Genomic DNA, 21,227 nt, shown 5'->3' with positions numbered 1-21,227 from the left:
TCCATATCGGTGCATATTCGGTGACAAATACAGTTCAATCTAAAGGCAGCAAAAAGCCCATTTCTGGCAGCATACCAGCCATTGTTACGCCGATGTATGAGGATGGTAGTTTGGATTACGCCGGCCTGCGAGCATTGTTAGATTGGCATGTAGCTGAAGGTTCTGATGGCATCGTCATTGTTGGTACTAGCGGTGAATCGCCAACGGTCTCTGTAGAAGAACACTGTGAACTCATTCGCGTTACGGTAGAGCAGATCGCTGGGCGCATTCCTGTGGTTGCAGGAACAGGCGGAAATTCTACGACCGAAGCGATTGAATTAACCCAGTTTGCTAAAAAAGTGGGCGCTGATGCTAGCTTGCAGGTAGTTCCTTATTACAACAAGCCAACGCAAGAGGGTATGTATGCCCACTTCAAAAAAATTGCAGAGTCTGTTGACCTGCCAGCCATTTTGTATAACGTTCCTGGCCGCACAGTAGCGGATTTAGCTGGCGATACGGTCGTGCGTTTAGCAGGAGTTCCTGGGATCATTGCGATTAAGGATGCAACCGGAAACTTAGAGCGCGGAACTTTATTGATTGCTGACCTCAAGCGGGCTGGGCATAGCAATTTTTCAGTATTTTCTGGTGATGATTTAACTGCTGCAATGTTGATGCTCATGGGTGGCAAGGGCAATATTTCAGTAACAGCCAACGTTGCGCCTCGCTTGATGCATGAATTGTGTGTTGCTGCGATGTCCGATGATGTGAAAAAAACCCGCGAGATTCAATACAAATTACTAGCAGTTCATAAGGCGATGTTTACGGAAGCAAATCCAATCCCTGTCAAATGGGCCCTTCATGAAATGGGTAAGATCACCGCTGGCATCCGCTTGCCACTAACGCCTTTAAGCGCGTCTTTACGTGAACCCTTGAAGGCAGCATTAAAACAGGCTGACTTGATATGATGAATTTGATGCGAATACTTAGCCGATATATAGCGATACTTGGCCTTACGATCACTGCCGCGATTATCTTGACGGCATGCAAATCGGTTACTAGTAACGATACGGTAGATTACAAATCTACTGGAGCAGTGCGCGGCCCTAATTTGTCTTATCCGCCGGATTTGATTACTGCTCAGGCTGATCGTCGTTACATCGTTCAAGACGGTACTGCAACCATGTCTGAATACAACGCTGCAATGAAAAAATCAGTGCAGATGCGTAATAACGTCATGACTGGAATCCCGGGCATGCGGATTGAACGAGATGGCGAGCGTCGTTGGCTGGTAGTTGAAAAACCTGCTACCGAGCTATACCCGCAGGTAAAAGATTTTTGGCAGGAAAATGGTTTCTTGTTAATTGTCGATTCGCCATCTACCGGCATTATGGAAACCGATTGGGCAGAAAACCGCGCTAAGCTGCCACAGGACTTTATCCGCTCAGCGCTCGGCAGTGTTCTTGGTTCAGTTTATGACACCGGGGAGCGTGATAAATATAAAACCCGTTTAGAAGCGCCTAAGTCTGATGAAACTGAAATTTACATCACGCAAAAAGGTACGCTAGAAAAGTGCGTCACAGATACAGCTGGCGATCAATGTCTCTATACCATTTGGACTAGCCGCCCTAATGACCCTAATTTGGAGGCTGTATTTTTGGCGCGCTTGATGGAGCGTCTTGGCATGACTCAAGAGCAAGCCAAAGCAATGGTGGCAGTGCCTTTAGTAGCCAAAACTGCAAAAGCAAAATTTGTACAAGGAGCTAACAACCAAGGTTATATCGAGTTGAATTCTAGCTTTGATCGTGCATGGCGCGATGTAGGTTTGGCCTTGGATCGCTCTAACTTTACTGTTGAAGATCGCAACCGTTCCAACGGTGTTTACTATGTGCGTTATATCAATGCTAAGGATGTCGATGATAAAAAAGGTTTCTTCTCAAACCTCTTTAGTAGCAAAGACGATTCCAAGTTACAAGCTAAGAAATATCAGGTGATCGTTAAGAGTACTGGTGAAAATTCAGCGAATGTCTATGTACAGGATGCTGATGGAAAGCCAGAAAATACTCCGGCTGGTATTCAATTGTTAACTTTACTAACGGATCAGTTGGCCAAATAAATAAATCCAAGCAATAAAAAAGCCGCTATTAAGCGGCTTTTTTTCTTCAAGAAGAAGATTACTTCTTAGCGTCAGCAGCAGGAGCGGCAGGAGCAGCAGGAGCGGCTGGAGCAGCAGCGTCAGCAGCAGGAGCAGCTGGAGCAGCAGCAGGAGCTTCAGCAGGTTTTGCTTCTTCTTTTTTACCGCAAGCGGCCAAAGCGATAGCTAACATTGCAACGAATACGAGTGACTTCTTCATTTGTAATTTCCTCAAAAAAAATTTAACAACAATTACCGGTAATTGTGTTGAAAATTCCTAGGGATTGCCCTTAGGTGATTTCCAGAATTTATTATAGCCATCCTTGCTTTTAAGTCTCAAAAACCAGCCAGCCAGCCAGGTAGGCCACATAAAGACTGCTCTGGGCGGTAGCCTGAATTTTTTGGCTTAAAAGCCCTTTCTGGCTTGAGAGGGTTCGCCAGGCTTGCGTAATATCCTTTGCCTGGTCTTTGCTCATATTTTCGCCATTGCAAAAGACCTCATTGCCAAGACTAAGAATGCGCGTTTGGGGGCTAGGAAGAAGCTTCTTTGAGCCAAGCTGTTTGTTAAAACGGCTAGGGTTTAAGGGCTTGATTGGGCCATCGAACAAGGCCTGTTGTTTGGGTTCGGATAGGTATGCAGTGATCCCAGGTAAAAAACGATCTATCTGATTCAATTTCAGCTCATGCAGCTTGAGCGTGAGTTGTTTAACCAGCTCCTCTGGCAGTTGCTCTGCATTCGCAGTTGCTTTTTGCAATGGATCAGAAAATTTACGCTCAAGTTCCGGAATCTCTTCTAGCGATTCCGCTAAGCGCCACAAGCCCTCTTGAAGTAGTTCTTTAAAACTGGGAGACCGAAATCCAACTGACCACGTTTGACAACCAGGATCTAGGGCAATGCCATAATGGGCAATATGAGGCGGCAAGTACAGCATATCGCCTGGCTCTAAGACCCACTCATGCTCAGCTTTAAAGCGCTGCAAAATTTTGAGGGGCAAATTAGGGCTGAGGCTTAAATCCTTTTGCTTAGATATTTGCCACTGCCTTCTACCAGACATCTGAATTAAAAAGACATCATAAGAATCAAAGTGAGGCCCAACGCCACCCCCAATTCCGGCAAGGCTAATCATTAAATCATCAAGACGTGCATCTGGGATAAAGCGAAACCAGGACAGAATTTTTGCAGCGGCCTGGTGGTGGGCTTCCATTCCTTGAAGTAGTAATGTCCAATTGGACTTGCCCAATGATGGGATCGCTTTTTTTGAAAACGGTCCAGCATCAAAGCTCCATGGCTTTGCTTTGATTAGTCGTGATTCAATGTTATCTTTGCTGGCCAGTTTGACCAGTTCATCTGCAGAAATGGGGCTGTCTAGACATTCACCATTTTGGGTGGCGAGGGCAAATGCGGGAATGGCCCCACGGATTAATAAGGGTTTTTTATGCCAATACTGCTTCATGAAGCTATCCGGGCTAATGCCCCCAAATAATGCCCAGGGCTCATTTAAAGGTAGATTTTGAGGAGCCTGGGGAGGCTCGTAGGGTTTGCTCAAGTAAAATGGAGTCATAAAGTAAAAGCTTAATAAAAACTCATTAAAAACGAATGTTCGACAGATTTCGCATGAAGATTGAAAAAAATACCATCGTATCCCTTCGTTATAAGTTAACTGATGCGCAAAATAATGTCATTGAAGAACCAGATTCTCCGATGGTATACCTGCACGGTGGCTATGAGGGCACTTTCCCAAAAATAGAAACCCTTTTGGATGGCCAAGACATTGGCTATGAAGCCAGTATTCAGCTTGAGCCAGGCGAGGCTTTCGGTGAGTATGACCCAGAGCTTCTCAAGATTGAACCACGCACGCGTTTTCCAGAGCCGCTTGAAGTGGGCATGCAGTTTGAAGGTATACCGGACGCTGATGAAGAATCAGCTTCTGCGCAAGAGCCAGATTCTGATGATGAGCCGCTCATCTATACCGTCACTGATGTTGCAGATAGTCAAGTGGTGCTTGATGGCAATCATCCATTAGCAGGTATGGCCTTACGTTTTTGGGTTCAAGTTGAAGATGTTCGTGCTGCTAGTGAAGAAGAGATTCAAAATCGTCATCCCGAAGGCGGTGAGAGTTTTACTTTTGGAATGCCTAATGATGATGGGGAAGATGACGATGGGGAAGAGTTTCCGAGCACTGCTTTAGGTTCAAGCAGTACCAATCCACGTACACTGCATTAGATAGTACTTATTCCTGAATTTACTCTTTAAGCCATTCTTTAATGGCATCCAGGTCCCGCTTGGTATCACTGCTACCTACGGTATCAGTAGGCGTGTTACTCAACTTAGCCAATGCCTTTTCTAGCATAGCAATCTTTGCTTCTTGTTCAATCGTCGCATCAATTAAGCCCTTGAGCGCCATCGATACAGGATCATCGACATTTGGCGTTACGCCATAAGCAGAGAAATATTCTTTTGTTTTGCTATCGGCACTTTGCGGTAGATCTGGATGTAAGACGCGAGCAGGTATTCCAACAGCAGTAGCGCCTGCTGGGATTTCTTTTAAGACTACTGCGTTTGATCCAACGCGTGCACCGTCACCAACAGTAAAGCCACCAAGCACTTTTGCACCGGCACTGATAACCACACCTTTACCAAGAGTAGGATGACGTTTAACGCCTTTGTAAAGTGAAGTACCGCCTAAGGTCACGCCCTGATAGATCGTGCAATCGTCACCGATTTCAGTAGTCTCGCCAATGACAATGCCAAGACCGTGATCTAAAAATACTCGACGACCGATCTTTGCGCCCGGATGAATTTCAATTCCGGTAAAAAAACGAGCGAACATAGAAAGCACACGCGCAATCCATTTGAGACCTAGATTCCATAAAAAGTGAGAGATACGATGGAGCCAAACTGCATGCAAACCTGGATAGCAAGTAATGACCTCAAGACGGTTTCTTGCTGCTGGGTCTCTGGCAATAATGGAGTCGACTTGGTCGAATAGTGAGCTAAACATGCTTTGATTTTAACGGGATGTGCTTATTTTCTCAGGAGCATCTGTTTTGCTATGCCACGCAAGAGATCAATTTCTTCTTTATGTAGCCGACTGCGTGCAAATAGGGCCTGTAAGCGAGGCATCAGCTTTTTTGGATTCTTGGGGTCTAGGTAGCCAATAGCCTGTAGGCCGTCGCGCCAATGATCAAGCATCGCTGCAATTGCTGCTGGATCAGCTAATTGGGCGATTTCTTCCCGATTAATCATCCATTCTGGCTCATCTGAGGCTTGCTTGAGTGTCTGTCGCAGCGTATAGGCGCAGATCATGAGGGCTTGGGCTAGATTGAGAGAGGGATAGACTGGGTTAGCCTCTAACCAAACCCTATGGGTGCACAAGGCCAAGTGTTCATTATCCAGACCCGTTCTCTCCGGCCCGAAGACGATGGCAACTTGCCCCTGATTGGCGACTGTTTCCTTAATGAGAGTACGGGCTGATTCCCAATCTAGGACTGGAGGACCAAATTCTCGATCCCGACTTGTAAGGCCAAGTACTAGTGAGCAACCTTCAACCGCCAAGGACAAGGATTCTGACTCCTGTGAGGATTCAAGAACATCAACAGCGCCGCTTGCTAAGGCAATCGCCTCAGATTCTTTGGCAACATCCTTGATTTTGGGCTTGATGAGACGTAGATCGGCAAAGCCCATCGTTTTCAGTGCTCGCGCTGCTGAACCTACATTTCTGGGGTGGCTGGTTTCAACCAGAACCCAGCGTAGTAGTGAGGATTTCTCGGTATTCATGGGCTGCTTATAGGGGTCTATGGAGGCTCAAAGCGCTCATCGTTTAGAATCAGTGTATTAGCTTCATATTGTCATGCAGTTTAGGCAATATTACAGGCTCGTTCTTATTTAATTTGCCCATCAATACTTATGCATCCCATGTTAAATGTGGCCGTAAAGGCTGCCCGTCGTGCTGGAACTGTGATTAATCGAGCCTCTCTCAATTTAGAGCGCCTGCAGGTTGATCGTAAACAGCACAATGATTTCGTAACCGAGGTGGACAAAGCCGCAGAGTCGGCAATCATTGAAACGCTCAGTGAGGCTTATCCAACCCATGGGTTTTTGGCTGAAGAAACGGGCGAATACAATATTGATGCAGAAAACATCTGGATCATCGATCCATTAGATGGCACAACCAATTTCATTCACGGCTTTCCGCAATATGCGGTATCCATTGCGTTGGCAGTGAATGGCGTAACCCAGCAAGCAGTAGTCTATGACCCAACTCGCGATGAGTTGTTTACTGCTACCCGTGGTGCGGGCGCTTATTTAGATCGCCGTCGCTTGCGAGTGGCTTCTCAAGATCGTTTAGTAAGTTGCTTGATTGGCACCGGGTTTCCGTATCGCGAAGATCAAGATCTAGAAAAGTATTTAAAAATATTTGCAGAGATGACACGTCAGTGCGCTGGCTTACGCCGCCCTGGTGCCGCATCTTTAGATTTAGCTTATGTCGCTGCCGGTCGTTATGACGGCTTCTTTGAGAGCGATCTCAAGCCTTGGGATATGGCGGCAGGCGCCTTATTGATCACCGAGTCTGGTGGCTTGGTTGGCAATTACCGTGGCGAAGAAGGTTTTCTCAAGAACGGTGAAGTGATCGCGGCAAATCCCAGAATCTTTGCACAGATGGTGCAGTGTTTATCTAAATACTCCAACACCTAAGAGCTGAGTCAGTAGATCTACTTAAGATTTACTCAGATCAATATAACGCACACCCTGACTATTGATTGATAGTGCGCTCGCTCTTGGGGCAGTACTTTCAGGATGATCTAGATCCCAGTCTGATAGTACCCAGCGTTGCCAGGTTTGCTCATGCAATTGCTCGTGATGATGAGCGGGTAAGTGGGTATGACCGTGGATGAGTTTATCGACAGATTGGCTTTTAAGTACCGAAGCGCAAGCCTGTAGAGTCACATTGGTCCTCATATTATTTTGCGTAGATGATTTACTCGCACTGCGTTGATATTGGGTGTGGCTATTACTGCGAAGGCCGTTAGCGATAGATCGGCGCCAGCTAAGCGGCATACTTAAAAATAATTTTTGAATCCAAGGCTTTCTAACGAGGCTGCGAAATACTTGATACCCCACATCGGCTGTGCATAAAGAGTCGCCATGACAAACCACATATTTTTCAGTCGCGATTTCAATCAACGAGGGATCAGGCAAGAAAGTCATACCTGTCTTTTTCAAAAAGCCAGAGCCAATCAGGAAATCACGGTTGCCATGAACGTAATAGGTCTTCGTTTTTGCCGATAGCTTAGCGAGTGCGCGTATGACTTCTTGTTGAAATGGGGAGTTCGTGGATGTGTCATCACCAACCCAATACTCAAACAAGTCTCCCAGAATAAATACAGCCTCTGCCTTAGGACCTTCTTTTTCGCAGAAGTCAAAAAAATATTGCGCCGTCAAAGGCATTGACGGCGTTAGGTGAATATCTGAGATGAGCAGCGCGCTCGCGTATTGCAGAATCATTCCTCGAGTACGGTCGCTTTCTCAATGACAACATCTACTGAAGGCACATCTTGATGAAAGCCTGAGCTAGCAGTTTTGACTTTGCGAATGGCGTTCACCACATCCATGCCGTCGGTAACTTTGCCGAATACAGCATAACCCCAACCTTGCGCATTGGGCGCAGTGTGATTTAAGAAATCATTGTCATTGACGTTGATGAAAAATTGCGCTGTTGCTGAATGGGGGTCGCTAGTGCGAGCCATTGCAACGGTGCCAAGATCATTCTTGAGACCATTGTTAGCTTCATTTTCAATTTGTTTACCAGCAGACTTCTCTTTCATGCCAGGAGCCATGCCGCCACCTTGAATCATGAAGTTATCAATCACGCGATGAAAGATAGTGCCATCATAGTGGCCACTCTTAACGTATTGCAAAAAATTGGCAACAGTCTTAGGCGCCTTGGCGGAATCAAGGCTGAGGGTGATATCACCCTGATTCGTTTTTAACAGTACTTTAGCCATTATTTGGATTTGCTTTCTGGAGGGTTAGTGGTTGGAATAGTTGTTGGTGCTTTATTGGGTTGTTTAATGAGATTCATTAACGCTTTAGCTCGGTTTGAGTATTGACGTTGATTTAATTGGGCCGATAAGGCAGCGTCTTCATAGGCTTTGGCTCCAAGACGCACATAGAGCTCGCCTAAATTGGCAGAAGCAATGGCATAGCTTGGGCGCAGTTTTAGAGCGAGCTCCAAATAATCTCTTGCTTCAATCCATTTTTCCTGGCTGGCCGCAATTGCCGCAAGATTGTTATAGGGCTCAGGCAATTCTGGGAATTGTTGGGTAATTTGGATTAAGGTTTTCTTGGCTTGCTCAAGTTCGCGCATTTCAATTTGAAGACGGGCTTTTAAAAAACGCAATTGCACATTTTTGGGAGATTTTTTTAAACGGGCATCAATCAGTGTGATGGCCTCTGGGAACTGACGTGCTTTGACTAATTTTTCAATATCAGAGGGCACCGCATTTTTGGTTACAGGATCTGGCTCAATAATCAGAAAAGATAAGAATGGCAATGCTACGGTCTCAGAAAGCACTGGATTAAGTGCGTCATACGGTGTGTCGGGTGAGATCCTTGGGGGATCGTTAGGGCTATAGCCGCCTAAATAAGGGGTATTTGGTCCGCATTTCAATTCTTGTGCGTTTGCCACCTGCATTTCTACGTCTGCACGCTGTTGGGCAGGAGTACTACAGCCCGCAATCAATGTGGCAGCCAATATTGCGGCAAGGATATTTAAAAGGGCGGGGCGTGGTGCTGGGATGGTTGAAGGCATAGGGGAAGGGGTATAAAACTGGCTCATTCGATATACTCAGCGCTCAGTCTAACAAATTGGCGCTACTTGCCCCACCTTTATAGCCATATGCTGCAAATCTATAACACCCTTAGCCGCTCAAAAGAGGTATTTAAGCCCATCGTACCGGGTAAGGTGAAGATGTATGTCTGCGGTATGACGGTTTATGATTTCTGCCACATTGGCCACGCTAGGGTCATGATTGTTTTTGACATGGTGGTTCGCTGGCTACGTGCCAGTGCTTATGAGGTTGTTTATGTCCGCAACATCACTGATATCGATGACAAGATTATTAATCGCGCTATTGAAAATGGCGAACCTATTTCTGCGCTGACCAATCGCTTTATTGATGCTATGCATGCCGACTCTGATGAGTTAGGTTTAATGCATCCCGATCAAGAGCCGCGCGCTACGGATTACATCAAACAAATGCAAGGCATGATTGGTAAGCTCATTGACAATCAATTGGCATACCAGGCAGACGATGGGGATGTTAATTTTGCAGTACGCTTACTCCCGCGGTATGGTCAACTTTCTGGCAAGTCATTAGATGAGCTCAATGCGGGTGAGCGTGTTGCGATTGTTGGCGGTAAACGCGACCCCTTAGATTTTGTTCTCTGGAAAACTGCCAAGTCTGAAGAGCCAGCAGATACACGCTGGGCCTCCCCATGGGGAGAAGGACGCCCAGGTTGGCATATCGAGTGCTCTGCTATGGCTTGTGATTTACTGGGCGAGCATTTTGATATTCATGGTGGTGGTGCTGACTTGCAATTCCCGCATCATGAAAATGAGATTGCACAAAGTGAGGGTGCTTTATATGGTCAGGGTCGCAAAGACAACGATGCCCCCTTTGTCAATTATTGGATGCACAATGGCCATATTCGGGTAAATGAAGAAAAGATGTCTAAGTCTTTAGGCAATTTCTTTTTGATTCGAGATGTTCTTAAAAGCTTTGATCCTGAGGTGGTGCGCTTCTTCATGCTTAAAGCCCATTACCGTAGCCCAGTCAATTACAGTGATATTCAGCTTGAAGAAGCCCGCGCTGGATTGTTAAGGCTTTATAAAGCCTTAGCTCAAGTAGAACTTCAATCCAATGCTCTGGATCCACATAACCCATGGGCCAAGCGTTTTGCCGCTGCCATGAATGATGACTTTAATACTCCCGAGGCAATTGCCGTGCTCTTTGATTTGGCAAGCGAAGTAAATCGTGCCCAAGGTACTGAAAAACAAATACTCGCTAGTACTCTAAAGTCCTTAGGAGCAAAGCTCAATTTCTTACAGCGCGATCCAACAGCATTTCTACAGGCAGGCTCAAAGCAAGAAGTCGGCTTAAGCGCGGCTCATATTGAAGAAAAAATTGCTGAGCGTGTGGCAGCTAAGCAAGCAAAAGATTTTGCTAAGGCAGATTTGATCCGTAAGGTACTTTTAGACCAAGGCGTAGTCTTAGAAGACAAGCCGGGTGGCCTAACAGAATGGCGAAGAGATTAGTGGCTGCGGTAAAGGATAAAGCCATTTTGCAAGAAGTTGCTCCAGAGTATTGGGAGCAAGCTTGTCGCGAACTCATGAAGCAGGATCGTATTCTCAAAAAATTGATTCCTAAATATGGAACTGGTTTTTTGGTCACTCGCGGTGACCCTTTCACAACCTTGGCTAGAGCAATCGTAGGGCAGCAAATTTCGGTAGCTGCAGCACAAGCAGTTTGGGATAGAGTGGTGATTGCTAGCAAGAAAAAAATCAATCCTAAGAACATCCTGGCGCTATCGGTTGAAGAGCTGAGAGCTGCTGGCTTATCCGGGCGCAAAGTGGAATACATCCAAGACTTGGCTGATCATTTTGATGCTGGACGATTACATGCCAATCAATGGAAAGACATGGACGATGAGAGCGTCATTAAGGAATTAAGCGCAATTCGGGGAATTGGCCGCTGGACAGCTGAAATGTTCCTAATTTTCAATATGGTTCGCCCTAATATCCTGCCACTAGACGATATTGGGCTCATTAAGGCTATTTCCCTGAATTACTTCAGTGGAGAGCCAGTAAGCCGCCATGAAGCCCGTGAGGTGGCTGCTAATTGGGCCCCCTGGCGCACGGTTGCTACCTGGTATATGTGGAGAAGTATCGACCCCATTCCAGTTGAATATTAAAATCAGACTATGAAAACGACTTTCCTAGATTTTGAGCAGCAAATCGCCGAATTAGAAACAAAGATCGAAGAGCTGCGTTTTGTACAAGATGAGTCATCGGTAGATATTTCGGATGAGATCAAAACGCTTGCTGAAAAAAGTCAGCAACTCACGAAAGATGTCTACGCTAACCTCACACCTTGGCAGGTCTCGCAAGTAGCGCGTCATCCACAGCGTCCATACACTTTGGATTATGTCAGTTCATTATTTACTGATTTTCATGAGCTGCATGGCGATCGCACATTTGCTGATGATCAATCCATCATTGGAGGTCTAGCGCGCTTTGATAATCAACCCTGCATAATCATTGGCCATCAAAAAGGCCGCGACACCAAAGAGCGTGCTCTGCGCAATTTCGGTATGAGTCGTCCTGAAGGTTATCGCAAAGCAATGCGCCTCATGCGCCTAGCTGAAAAGTTTGGAATTCCGGTTTTTACCTTTGTAGACACCCCAGGAGCATTCCCTGGTATTGATGCAGAAGAGCGCAATCAATCCGAGGCGATTGGACGCAATCTTTATGTTCAGGCTGAATTAGAAGTGCCAATCATCGCAACGATTATTGGTGAAGGTGGCTCAGGTGGAGCTTTAGCAATTGCGATGGGTGATGTAGTGCTGATGTTGCAAAACTCCACATATTCCGTTATTTCTCCAGAGGGATGTGCTTCTATTCTATGGAAGACCGCTGATAAGGCCCCTGAGGCTGCAGAGCAGCTGGGCTTGACTGCCCAAAGACTAAAAGCACTGGGCTTGATCGATAAGATTGTGGCTGAACCAGTGGGTGGCGCCCATCGCGACTACGACACTATGATGGCCAATATGCGTAAGGCTTTGAGTGAATCAATCAAGACTTTTGATGGCATGAAGGTAGACGCACTTCTTGAACGTCGTCATGAACGTTTAATGAGTTATGGCAAGTTCAAGGAAATCACAGCCAAGTCCTAATTCAGGAAAGCGAATTGCGGTTGCCTTAAGTGGTGGCCTCGATTCGGTTGTGCTGCTCGATACTGTTTGCAAAGCGCAGGCAAAAAATCAGCAAAGTCAAATTTATGCTTTTCATATTCATCATGGCTTACAAAAACAGGCTGATGATTGGCTTATCTTCTGTGAGAAGCTTGCCAAAAAACACAAAATTCATTTTGATTTCAGGCTACTGCATTTAACTGGCAATCAAGAGCAGGGTAATCTTGAGGCAAGAGCAAGAGCAGGACGTTACGAGGCGCTCACTGATCTCTGTACTGAATATGGTATCGATGACTTGCTCCTGGCACACCACCAAAATGATCAAGCGGAGACGGTGCTCTTGCAACTTCTGCGGGGTGCTGGTGTGGCAGGGACGGCTGGTATGCCTAGTAGCCGTGAGCTCAAAATCAAAGATGGCAAGATTACACTTTGGCGCCCTTTATTGAACCAAAGCAAAAAAGAACTCGAGGCTTACGCTAAAGGGCACAAGCTGAAGTGGATTGAGGACCCCAGTAATCAAGATTCTAAGTATCGTCGCAATGCCATTCGCAAAACAATTATTCCAGCCTTAGAAAAGCTTCAACCTGAGACCATTGCTAATCTTGCTCGCAGCGCAGGATTGCTGGGTGAGGCGCAAACCTTGCTTGACCGATTGGCCATGCAGGATGCAAAAACCATTTTCATTAAAGATGGTATTCAATTGAAGCAATTACTTGAGCTCGCAAAAAAAGATTTACCTGCTGCCAATAATGTTCTGAGATATTGGTTAAAGATGAGCGAGTTGACGATGCCATCACAAGAGCGTCTTGCCGCCTGGTGGCGTGACCTTAATACAGTCAAAGCAGGCGCTCAGTTGGAATGGGCTCATGATGAAAAGAGTATTCGGCTTTGGCGCGGCATCTTGCAGATTGAAGAGTTAAAGCTGGGCGAGTGGATTTTTAAAACAATTCCGAGCGCCAGTAAAACCCCGGGACTTCCGAGTCAATGGTTCAAAGAGGCCCAGAAAAAAGGACTGATTACTCAAAAAGACAGGTCTGGTTCAGAAAAAATTCAAATCAAAGCCAATACACCGCGTAAGACCCTGAAAAATCTCTTTCAAGAGGGTGACATTCCTCCGTGGCAGAGAAATGCACCTCTCTTGTATATCAATGGTGAGTTGATTGCAGTCGCGGGAGTCGGGTTAAGTCATCCCCATCTGGTTCATTCAGGACCCAGGGTGCGGCCCGAGTGGGTTCAAAACCCTGTAAAATAAGGCTCTTTTGATCCTCAGGAAATTCATTTCCTGTTATAGATAGTTAACTAGACGGTTTTTATGGCTCTTATCGTTCATAAGTATGGCGGCACCTCAATGGGCTCTACAGAGCGCATTGGTAATGTCGCTAAACGCGTTGCCAAATGGATGCGTGCTGGCCATCAAGTGGTCGTAGTACCCTCGGCCATGTCAGGTGAAACCAACCGCTTGCTGAGTTTGGCAAAAGAAATTAATGCAGATGCGAACCCCCGTGAGTTAGATCAGATTGCCTCTACTGGCGAACAAGTCAGCTCGGGTCTTTTAGCCTTAGCATTGATGCGCGAAGGTGTTGATGCAGTCAGTTACGCTGGCTGGCAGGTAACCGTTCATACCGACTCTTCTTTTACTAAAGCGCGCATTAAAAGTATTGATGACAAAAAAATTCTGAATGATTTAAATGCCGGAAAAGTTGTAGTAGTTACTGGTTTTCAGGGTGTTGATCCAGAAGGCAACATTACGACCTTGGGTCGCGGTGGCTCAGATACTTCTGCAGTAGCGATGGCTGCTGCACTGAAAGCAGACGAGTGCTTGATCTACACTGATGTTGACGGTGTTTACACCACCGACCCCCGTGTTTGTGAAGATGCACGTCGCTTAGATAAGATTACCTTTGAAGAGATGCTAGAAATGGCTAGCTTAGGTTCGAAGGTATTGCAGATTCGTTCAGTGGAGTTTGCTGGTAAGTACAAAGTTAAAACCCGAGTTCTGTCTTCCCTGACAGACCCGTTGATGCCCTTAGACATCGAGATGAAGTCGGGTACCTTGATTACATTTGAAGAGGACAGCACTATGGAAGCCGCAGTTATTTCCGGCATCGCCTTTGCGCGTGATGAAGCGAAGATTACCGTCTTGGGGGTTCCTGACCGCCCAGGTATTGCATACCAAATTCTGGGGCCTATCGCTGACGCTAATGTCGATGTCGATATGATTATTCAGAATCAATCCGTTGATGGAAAGACTGACTTTACTTTTACGGTACCTCGCGCTGAGTATCAAAAAGCATTAGACCTACTCAAGAACACAGTGCAAGCCCACATCGGAGCGAAAGAAATCTCTGGCGACCCTAAGGTTTCTAAAGTTTCAGTGGTTGGTGTAGGTATGCGTTCGCATGTTGGTGTTGCTAGCAAAATGTTCCGCACATTATCTGAGGAGGGCATCAATATCCTCATGATCTCGACTAGTGAAATCAAGATTTCAGTTGTGATTGATGAGAAATATATGGAGCTAGCAGTACGGGCACTTCATAAGGCATTTGAGCTCGACCAGAAGTAAGCATTAGTAAAAGGGCGGTAAAACCCCCTTTAAAACCACAGTAAGACAGTAATCCGTTAAACTGTGGGTCGTTGTAAAGACTTAGAAATACGGAGACGTGGCCGAGCTGGTCGAAGGCACTCCCCTGCTAAGGGAGCATCGGGGCTAAAACTCTGATCGGAGGTTCGAATCCTCTCGTCTCCGCCAGTAATATTCAATAAACCCAGTAAATTCAATGAGTTGCTGGGTTTTTTGTTGCCCTAAATCCCCTTAATAATAATAATTGTTGGTATTTTTACAACTAAATGTTGCACCACAGCATATTTGTGTTTAGAATGATGCATCGCAACAAATTTTAACCAATTAACTTATTAAGGATAAATCATGTTCCAAACTCAATTAAACGATCAAATCGCTCAATCTCAAGCTAAAGCTGTAGAGAAGGCAAAACATTTGGCTCAAGTAGCTGTTGAAAGTGCTCAAGAATTGGCAGAAATCAACCAAGCTGCTGCTAAAGATGCAATGGCTGCTGCACAAGATGCCAGCACACAGTTGTTAGCAATCAAAGATGCACAACAGTTTACTAAGTTGGCTACTCCAGAAGCTGCTCAAGAAGCCGCTAAATATGCTGCTGCTTATCAAGCTAAAGTGAACAAAGTAGTTCGCAATGGCAATAAAGAAGTTGCTCAAGTAATTGATGCTTCTATTGATGATGCACGTGATGATTTAGTGAAGTTTGTTAAAGAGTCTACTAAGACTGCACCTGCTGGATCTGAGGCTTTTGTATCAGCATTCCACACTGCATTTGATGCTTCACTCCAACAGTTTGACCAAGTTCGCGCTTCAGCTACTGATGCTTTCGCAAACTTTGAGAAAAGTGTTGATGCTGCATTGGCAAACATTCAAGGTCAGTACGCACCTAAATCAACAAAGAAATCTGCTACTAAATTAGCTGCTTAATTTAGTTTCACCAGTATTTCCAAAGCCGCCTTCGGGCGGCTTTTTTCTTTCCTACTTTCCTTCGAGTTCTATAAGTCCCTTTATTTAACCCTTACTTAGGGTTTTCCTATATAAATAAAGCTCACAACTTCACAACTTCTGTAGTATAGTAGCTTTACTGGGAGAAGAAATGAAAAGACAGGTACCAAAAACACATCAAGCCTTGGAGTGGGTAAGGAAGGGCTTAAGTGCTGCGCAAGCAGCGAGGAAGATGGAGATTTCAGAATCCAGTGTGTATGCCGCTCTCAGAAAATCGAAAGCAAAAGATTCGGGCTGTTGCCCAACCTGTGGTCACAAAATAAGGAACTAAGATGAAAAAGAGTCTACTAGCCGTCGTATCAATTTCTGTTGCTGCATTTGCGTACGCTAATACCATGCCTTCAGATTCTTCTGCGTTAGTAAATCAGCAATGCCAAATTTCTGCGCAGGCAGTTTCAGCTTTAAAAGCCTTGCGTTACGGGAATACCTCAATTAAAAAGGATGTCTCTAGTCTTATTAATAATCACTTAAAGACACCTGAGAATCGTGAGATAGTGCAGAAAGCTTTAATCCTGATGATTGATGACAAATCAACAGATGTCGCCACCTTAGAGGGTAAGTATTGCTCTTAATCCCTGCGTTCTTCTAGAGTCTTAAGGGTGTCTTTTATTGCACTGTGTCCTGATTGTGGGAATGGACGGGCCTTGTTCAATCACTGTCCACATTGTGGTTCTGAGCAGTTACCAACCTTGAGCGCCGACACGATTGAGATCAATATAAAACAAGGAAGCCCCCATGTTGAGGAGGCTTTGGAGTTGTTAACAGAGCAGTTGCGTAAATGCTTAGACTTAGGAGTTAAAGCCATCATCCTGATTCATGGTTATGGATCCAGTGGGGAGGGTGGCCGCATCAAGTGGGCGATTCATGATGCGCTGGATAACAACCGTTATTCAGACCGCGTAGATGAATACTTTTATGGCGAGAATGTAGCTTACGGTAGCGAGCCTTACCAGGCATTGCTAAAACGCCGTCCAGGCCTCAAAAGATATTTAAAGCGCTTCAAAGAAGGCAATGCTGGGATGACAGTGTTATTACTGGGCTCCCACTATAGAAATGCTTAGAATAGGGCTATCTTAATCAGGAAAGCATTCCGATGACAGCAAAGAAATCCGAATTTTCTTCAGAAGCAGCTACAGCAGGAGCCGACCAGCTCATTGGCGAATTCAAAGCGCTGATGGCTGATGCTGAGGCATTGATTCAGGCGACTGAAGGCCATGCTGATGGTGCTATTGGATCGATTCGATCCAAGGCTTTAGAAACTATTGCGGGTGCAAAAGAAAGTATCTCTGGTTTTGAAGGGGTTATTACAGACAAAGCTAAAGTGGTTGCACAAGGTGCAGATGATTTTGTCCATCGTAGTCCTTGGGAGGCGGTAGGGGTTGCTGCAGGACTTGGATTATTAATCGGCTTATTGATTCGCCGTCGCTAAGATTATATGTCCCAAGAAAATTTACTATCCTCCATTAAGAATCTTGTCTCTACTGGTACATCGATTGCACAAACGCGCCTAGAGTTAATTTCAGTTGATGTGCAAATTGCTCGAAGTAAATTAATTAGTTTGCTGGTAATGATTGTCAGCGCCTTATTTTTCTTATTCTTTGGCCTGGTGATGTTGGCATTATTCATTGTGATTTATAGCTGGGAGTCTGACCGGATGATGGCGCTTGGTTTGCTGACTGGCACCTTCTTAGCTATTGGCCTAATTTTGGCCTTATTAATCATGCAATCATTGCGCACCATGCCCAAATTATTTGAGGCTTCAATTGCTGAGCTTGCTAAAGATCGAGAGGCGCTCTCAAAATGAGCAGCGCATTAAAGGACCTGGAGCTTCGCCAGCATGAGCTCAAAGCCCAGGCGAATCGTGAGCGCCAGGCATTTAGTGAACACTTTGAAGCCTGGGAAAAGCCGCTCTCTTGGGCAGACAAAGGTATTGATACCTTTCATTTCTTAAAAAACAATCCGATTCTCTGGACCAGTGCGTTCGCAGCGCTAGTTCATTACAAGCCTAAATTAGCGAGTAAGGTACTCGCCGTAGGTTGGGGCGCTATGAAACTCTTAAAGAGCGCTAAGAAGCTGATTTAAGGCGAGTGTTGAGCTAGATAGAAATATGGCCCCAGATACTTCCAAGCCTTGGCTAAAAAATTACCCAGCAGGGGTTCCCCATGACATCGGGCCTCTGAGTCATTCATCCTTAACTGAATTTCTCGATGAGTGCTTTAGTCGCTTTGGAAAGCGTAAAGCTGTCGAGGCGATGGGAAAGTTTTTCTCATACAAGGAAGTCGATAGATTTTCTAAAGACTTTGCTTCTTATCTACAAACCCTTAATCTAGAGCAGGGTGCACGGGTTGCGTTGATGTATCCCAATGTGATCGAGTATGTTGTAGCCATGATTGGCACCCTGCGTGCAGGTTATGTGGTCGTGAATATCAATCCGCTCTACACCGCGCGTGAGCTTGAGGCCCAGCTAGCAGATAGTGGAGCAGCTGTGCTGGTAGTGATGGAGAACTTTGCCCATACCTATCAAGTAGTGAGCTCCCAAACAGGTATTCACCAAGTAATTGTGAGTAGTCCGGGTGAGTTAATGGGCCTTAAAGGATATTTAATCAATTGGGTAGCAAGAAAGATTAAAAAACTAATCCCGGCCTGGGAGTTTGCGCACATTAGCTTCAAAGATGCACTTCAGAAAGGTAGTGAGCACCATTTTCAGAAACCAAAGATTGGTTTAGAGGATATTGCTTTTTTGCAATATACCGGCGGCACTACTGGAACTTCAAAGGGAGCAGTACTACTACACCGCAATATTCTTGCAAATGTGATGCAAATAGAGAGCTGGTTAAATCCCGGCCTCAAGCAAAAATCAGAACAGCAATTGGTATTTTTGTGTGCACTGCCAATGACCCATATTTTTGCTTTGACAGCTTGTGCTTTGCTGGGTATTGCTAAGGGTAGTCTCTTGGTTCTTGTCCCCAATCCACGTGACATCACTGGTTTTATCAAAATGCTCATGAAGCATCCCAATATCAACATATTTCCTGGTGTGAACACACTCTTTCATGCGCTGATTCATCGACCGGAGTTTAAGAAGGTAAAGCTACCCAATTTATTAGTCACGATTGGCGGCGGCATGGCGGTACATAAGAAGACAGCAGATCATTGGCAGGCACTCACAGGCGTTCCTATTGCGCAGGGATATGGTTTATCAGAGACATCTCCAGTTGTCTGTGTAAATACGCCATTAGAGAAGCATTTCACAGGGCATATTGGCATGCCAATTCCCGGCACCAATGTTGTCATTCTGGATGATGATGGGGTAGAGCTGCCATATGGCACCCCTGGAGAGATTTGTATTCAAGGACCACAAGTCATGGCGGGCTATTGGAATAAACCGGAAGAAACGAACCATTGCATGACAGCTGACGGCTTCTTTAAGTCAGGAGATATTGGCTTCATCACTGATCAAGGTTACGTAGAGATTGTTGATCGTAAGAAAGATATGATCGTAGTAGCAGGATTTAAAGTGTTTCCAAATGATGTAGAAGATCACTTAGTGCAAATGGATGGTATTAGAGAATGTGCTGTGATTGGGGTGCCACACCGCAAGCTAGGAGAAATCGTAAAAGCTTACGTAGTGAGAGATAACCATCATTTAACTGAAGCAAATATCTTGCAATATTGCAAAGATCATATGACCAGCTATAAACGTCCTCGGAAAGTCGTCTTTATCGATGAGCTCCCAAAATCAAATGTCGGTAAGATTTTACGTCGCGAGCTTAGAAACTTATAAGCCTTCAAAAAAGCTTAGCGAGGAGTTTTACCAACCATCTTGGCTGCCCTTAAGAAGTCAAAGTCAACGCCTTGATCAGCCTGTGTCACTGTATCTAAGAATAGTTTCTTATAGCCACGTTCAGCAGTGGGTGATGTAATCGGATTTTCTTTAGTGCGCTTGGCTAACTCTTCAGCAGAAATCAGTAGACTAATCTCGCGATTTTTGACACTCAGGCGAATGCGATCACCATTACGAACCTGAGCCAATGGCCCGCCAATAGCGGATTCAGGGGTAACGTGTAGCACAATCGTGCCAAATGCTGTGCCACTCATGCGCCCATCAGAGATACGCACAATGTCTTTTACACCTGCGCGCGCTAATTTCATGGGAATAGGAATGTAGCCTGCTTCAGGCATGCCTGGCGCACCTTTAGGTCCAATATTCTTGAGTACCAAAATATCATCCGCTGTGACATCTAAATCAGGGCTGTCAATCCGACTGGCAAGATCTTCGGCATTCTCAAATACCACCGCACGACCTTCATGCTCCATGAGCTTCTCGTTGGCAGCTGATTGCTTAATGATTGCGCCGCCAGGAGCAAGATTGCCATGCAGAACAGCAATACTGCCGCGGGGGTAAATTGGATTGTCAATTTTGCGAACTACATCTTGTTTAAAGCTTGGCGGTGCTGCATCGATTTCTTCGCCGAGAGTTCTGCCACTAACAGTCATGGCATTCAGCTTTAGCAGTGGCTTGAGCTCACGAAGCAGTGTAGTCATACCACCAGCATCATGGAAATTTTCCATGTAATGATCGCCAGAGGGCTTGAGATCTACGAGTACTGGTGTTTCATTGCCCATTTTGTCTAAGGCCTCTAAATCAATCTCCAGACCCATGCGACCAGCAATTGCGGTCAAGTGGACAATGCCATTAGTAGAGCCGCCAATCGCTAACAATACTCGGATAGCATTTTCAAAGGCATCCGCCGTCAAAATCTTGTCAATGCTCAAGCCATCTTTAGCCATTTGCACTGCACATGTACCAGTTTCTTCCGCAACCCGAATGCGATCTGCAGTCACAGCTGGTGGGGTGGCGCCCCCAGGAACAGTCATCCCCAAGGCTTCAGAGATGCAGGCCATGGTACTTGCGGTACCCATGACTGAGCAGGTACCTACGCTTGCAACTAGCTGATCATTGACTTCATCTTTTTCAAGCTCATCAATCTCGCCCGCGCGAAACTTACCCCAGTAACGACGACAGTCTGTGCAGGCGCCAACGCGCTCACTCCGATGTGAGCCAGTGAGCATTGAGCCGGTGATCAGTTGGATAGCAGGCAAACCTGCAGAAGCAGCGCCCATCATTTGCGCGGGAACCGTTTTGTCACAGCCACCAATCATGACCACTGCATCCATCGGTTGTGCGCGCAACATCTCTTCGGTATCCATCGACATGAGGTTACGTAAATACATACTCGTTGGTGCAGCAAAGCTCTCATGAATCGAGATCGTTGGAAATTCCATTGGCAAACCACCAGCAAGCATAACGCCGCGCTTCACTGCTTCAAGCAGCTGCGGCATATTTCCGTGACATGGGTTGTATGCGCTACCGGTATTAATAATTCCAATCACAGGGCGATCTAAGGCGCTATTGGTATAGCCAGCTCCCTTAATAAATGCTTTACGTAAAAATAATGAGAAGCCCTTATCGCCGTAGCTTGTTAAGCCCTTACGTAAACCTGTCTCAGGTGCTGTTTTAGGATCTGTTGGCTTGGTGCTCATATTGGTCTTAGTAAGGAATA

The 21,227-nt window shown here is 45.7% G+C and carries 24 protein-coding genes and 1 tRNA gene; 17 read left to right on the top strand and 8 right to left on the bottom strand.

All coding sequences use genetic code 11. From position 1 onward, the window contains the following. The first annotated feature begins 20 nt into the window (after positions 1-20). Together dapA and bamC are read left to right on the top strand one after the other, a co-directional pair. The gene (dapA, locus tag ICN29_RS01470) at positions 21-944 is read left to right on the top strand and encodes a 4-hydroxy-tetrahydrodipicolinate synthase (protein WP_216129021.1); all 924 of its coding nucleotides are present in this window, start codon (positions 21-23) and stop codon (positions 942-944) included. Positions 945-952: 8 nt separating this feature from the next. Then, positions 953-2,092, top strand: coding sequence for an NlpB/DapX family lipoprotein (gene bamC, locus ICN29_RS01465; RefSeq protein ID WP_255538014.1), 1,140 nt, complete (start codon positions 953-955; stop codon positions 2,090-2,092). A 58-nt stretch (positions 2,093-2,150) separates the two neighbouring features. Here bamC and ICN29_RS01460 read toward each other — a convergent pair whose 3' ends face one another. Continuing rightward, positions 2,151-2,330 carry a hypothetical protein gene (locus ICN29_RS01460; protein WP_216129017.1) on the bottom strand — a complete coding sequence of 60 codons (180 nt, stop codon included), beginning with the start codon at positions 2,328-2,330 and terminating at the stop codon, positions 2,151-2,153. Between the two features lie 109 nt (positions 2,331-2,439). Beyond that, on the bottom strand, positions 2,440-3,564 hold the full coding sequence (locus tag ICN29_RS01455; protein WP_255538013.1) for a cupin domain-containing protein: 1,125 nt from the start codon (positions 3,562-3,564) through the stop codon (positions 2,440-2,442). A 161-nt stretch (positions 3,565-3,725) separates the two neighbouring features. On the opposite strand from ICN29_RS01455, the gene ICN29_RS01450 reads away from it, so the two are divergent. Beyond that, positions 3,726-4,334 carry an FKBP-type peptidyl-prolyl cis-trans isomerase gene (locus ICN29_RS01450; protein ID WP_216129013.1) on the top strand — a complete coding sequence of 203 codons (609 nt, stop codon included), beginning with the start codon at positions 3,726-3,728 and terminating at the stop codon, positions 4,332-4,334. 19 nt (positions 4,335-4,353) lie between these two features. Here the strand turns inward: ICN29_RS01450 and cysE are convergent, their stop codons facing one another. Both cysE and ICN29_RS01440 read right to left on the bottom strand, forming a co-directional pair. Next, positions 4,354-5,112: a serine O-acetyltransferase gene (cysE, locus tag ICN29_RS01445; protein WP_216129011.1), complete on the bottom strand. Its 759-nt coding sequence runs from the start codon at positions 5,110-5,112 to the stop codon at positions 4,354-4,356. Between the two features lie 23 nt (positions 5,113-5,135). Next, entirely contained in the window at positions 5,136-5,888 is a 753-nt protein-coding gene (locus ICN29_RS01440; protein ID WP_216129009.1) for an RNA methyltransferase, read from the bottom strand. A 129-nt stretch (positions 5,889-6,017) separates the two neighbouring features. Between ICN29_RS01440 and ICN29_RS01435 the strand changes: the two genes are divergently transcribed. Next, positions 6,018-6,806 (top strand): inositol monophosphatase family protein, encoded by a 789-nt coding sequence (locus ICN29_RS01435; RefSeq protein WP_216129007.1) that lies wholly within the window; start codon positions 6,018-6,020, stop codon positions 6,804-6,806. 21 nt (positions 6,807-6,827) lie between these two features. Here ICN29_RS01435 and ICN29_RS01430 read toward each other — a convergent pair whose 3' ends face one another. From ICN29_RS01430 to ICN29_RS01420, 3 genes are read right to left on the bottom strand one after another with little or no spacing between them, the layout of a single operon-like run. After that, on the bottom strand, positions 6,828-7,616 hold the full coding sequence (locus tag ICN29_RS01430) for a UDP-2,3-diacylglucosamine diphosphatase (protein WP_216129005.1): 789 nt from the start codon (positions 7,614-7,616) through the stop codon (positions 6,828-6,830). Next, positions 7,613-8,116: a peptidylprolyl isomerase gene (locus ICN29_RS01425; RefSeq protein WP_216129003.1), complete on the bottom strand. Its 504-nt coding sequence runs from the start codon at positions 8,114-8,116 to the stop codon at positions 7,613-7,615. Before ICN29_RS01425 ends, ICN29_RS01430 begins: the two co-directional genes overlap by 4 nt. Further along, positions 8,116-8,922, bottom strand: coding sequence for a tetratricopeptide repeat protein (locus ICN29_RS01420; protein ID WP_216129000.1), 807 nt, complete (start codon positions 8,920-8,922; stop codon positions 8,116-8,118). Before ICN29_RS01420 ends, ICN29_RS01425 begins: the two co-directional genes overlap by 1 nt. 87 nt (positions 8,923-9,009) lie before the next feature. On the opposite strand from ICN29_RS01420, the gene cysS reads away from it, so the two are divergent. The 13 genes from cysS (at position 9,010) to ICN29_RS01355 (ending at position 19,447) form a co-directional block, all read left to right on the top strand. Next, entirely contained in the window at positions 9,010-10,428 is a 1,419-nt protein-coding gene (gene cysS, locus ICN29_RS01415; protein ID WP_216128998.1) for a cysteine--tRNA ligase, read from the top strand. Then, on the top strand, positions 10,413-11,084 hold the full coding sequence (locus tag ICN29_RS01410) for a DNA-3-methyladenine glycosylase family protein (RefSeq protein WP_216128996.1): 672 nt from the start codon (positions 10,413-10,415) through the stop codon (positions 11,082-11,084). The genes cysS and ICN29_RS01410 overlap by 16 nt, the downstream gene beginning before the upstream one ends. A gap of 9 nt (positions 11,085-11,093) precedes the next feature. Then, positions 11,094-12,065, top strand: coding sequence for an acetyl-CoA carboxylase carboxyltransferase subunit alpha (locus ICN29_RS01405; RefSeq protein WP_216128994.1), 972 nt, complete (start codon positions 11,094-11,096; stop codon positions 12,063-12,065). Beyond that, positions 12,031-13,335, top strand: a complete 1,305-nt coding sequence (tilS, locus tag ICN29_RS01400) for a tRNA lysidine(34) synthetase TilS (protein WP_216128992.1) — start codon at positions 12,031-12,033, stop codon at positions 13,333-13,335. The genes ICN29_RS01405 and tilS overlap by 35 nt, the downstream gene beginning before the upstream one ends. Positions 13,336-13,395: 60 nt before the next feature. Beyond that, positions 13,396-14,646: an aspartate kinase gene (locus tag ICN29_RS01395; protein ID WP_216128990.1), complete on the top strand. Its 1,251-nt coding sequence runs from the start codon at positions 13,396-13,398 to the stop codon at positions 14,644-14,646. Between the two features lie 91 nt (positions 14,647-14,737). Beyond that, positions 14,738-14,832 (top strand) — tRNA-Ser (locus ICN29_RS01390). Positions 14,833-15,009: 177 nt separating this feature from the next. Then, complete coding sequence (locus tag ICN29_RS01385; RefSeq protein WP_216128989.1) at positions 15,010-15,585, top strand: phasin family protein; 576 nt, start codon at positions 15,010-15,012, stop codon at positions 15,583-15,585. A 350-nt stretch (positions 15,586-15,935) separates the two neighbouring features. Continuing rightward, positions 15,936-16,235 carry a VWA domain-containing protein gene (locus tag ICN29_RS01380; protein WP_216128988.1) on the top strand — a complete coding sequence of 100 codons (300 nt, stop codon included), beginning with the start codon at positions 15,936-15,938 and terminating at the stop codon, positions 16,233-16,235. 72 nt (positions 16,236-16,307) lie between these two features. Continuing rightward, the gene (locus tag ICN29_RS01375) at positions 16,308-16,724 is read left to right on the top strand and encodes a Smr/MutS family protein (protein ID WP_255538011.1); all 417 of its coding nucleotides are present in this window, start codon (positions 16,308-16,310) and stop codon (positions 16,722-16,724) included. Positions 16,725-16,756: 32 nt separating this feature from the next. Then, positions 16,757-17,092, top strand: coding sequence for an ElaB/YgaM/YqjD family protein (locus ICN29_RS01370; protein WP_216128985.1), 336 nt, complete (start codon positions 16,757-16,759; stop codon positions 17,090-17,092). Positions 17,093-17,098: 6 nt separating this feature from the next. Continuing rightward, positions 17,099-17,467 carry a phage holin family protein gene (locus ICN29_RS01365; RefSeq protein ID WP_216128983.1) on the top strand — a complete coding sequence of 123 codons (369 nt, stop codon included), beginning with the start codon at positions 17,099-17,101 and terminating at the stop codon, positions 17,465-17,467. After that, the gene (locus tag ICN29_RS01360; RefSeq protein ID WP_216128981.1) at positions 17,464-17,745 is read left to right on the top strand and encodes a YqjK family protein; all 282 of its coding nucleotides are present in this window, start codon (positions 17,464-17,466) and stop codon (positions 17,743-17,745) included. The genes ICN29_RS01365 and ICN29_RS01360 overlap by 4 nt, the downstream gene beginning before the upstream one ends. A gap of 25 nt (positions 17,746-17,770) precedes the next feature. Next, positions 17,771-19,447 (top strand): AMP-binding protein, encoded by a 1,677-nt coding sequence (locus ICN29_RS01355; RefSeq protein WP_216128979.1) that lies wholly within the window; start codon positions 17,771-17,773, stop codon positions 19,445-19,447. Between the two features lie 14 nt (positions 19,448-19,461). Here the strand turns inward: ICN29_RS01355 and ICN29_RS01350 are convergent, their stop codons facing one another. Beyond that, positions 19,462-21,207, bottom strand: coding sequence for an IlvD/Edd family dehydratase (locus ICN29_RS01350; RefSeq protein WP_216128977.1), 1,746 nt, complete (start codon positions 21,205-21,207; stop codon positions 19,462-19,464). Positions 21,208-21,227: the final 20 nt, after the last annotated feature.

The organism is Polynucleobacter nymphae (assembly GCF_018882155.1).
In the GTDB taxonomy this organism is placed as follows: Bacteria; Pseudomonadota; Gammaproteobacteria; order Burkholderiales; family Burkholderiaceae; genus Polynucleobacter; species Polynucleobacter nymphae.
Note: the sequence above shows the minus strand (reverse complement) of the source record. Positions and strands in the feature narration are given on the sequence as shown.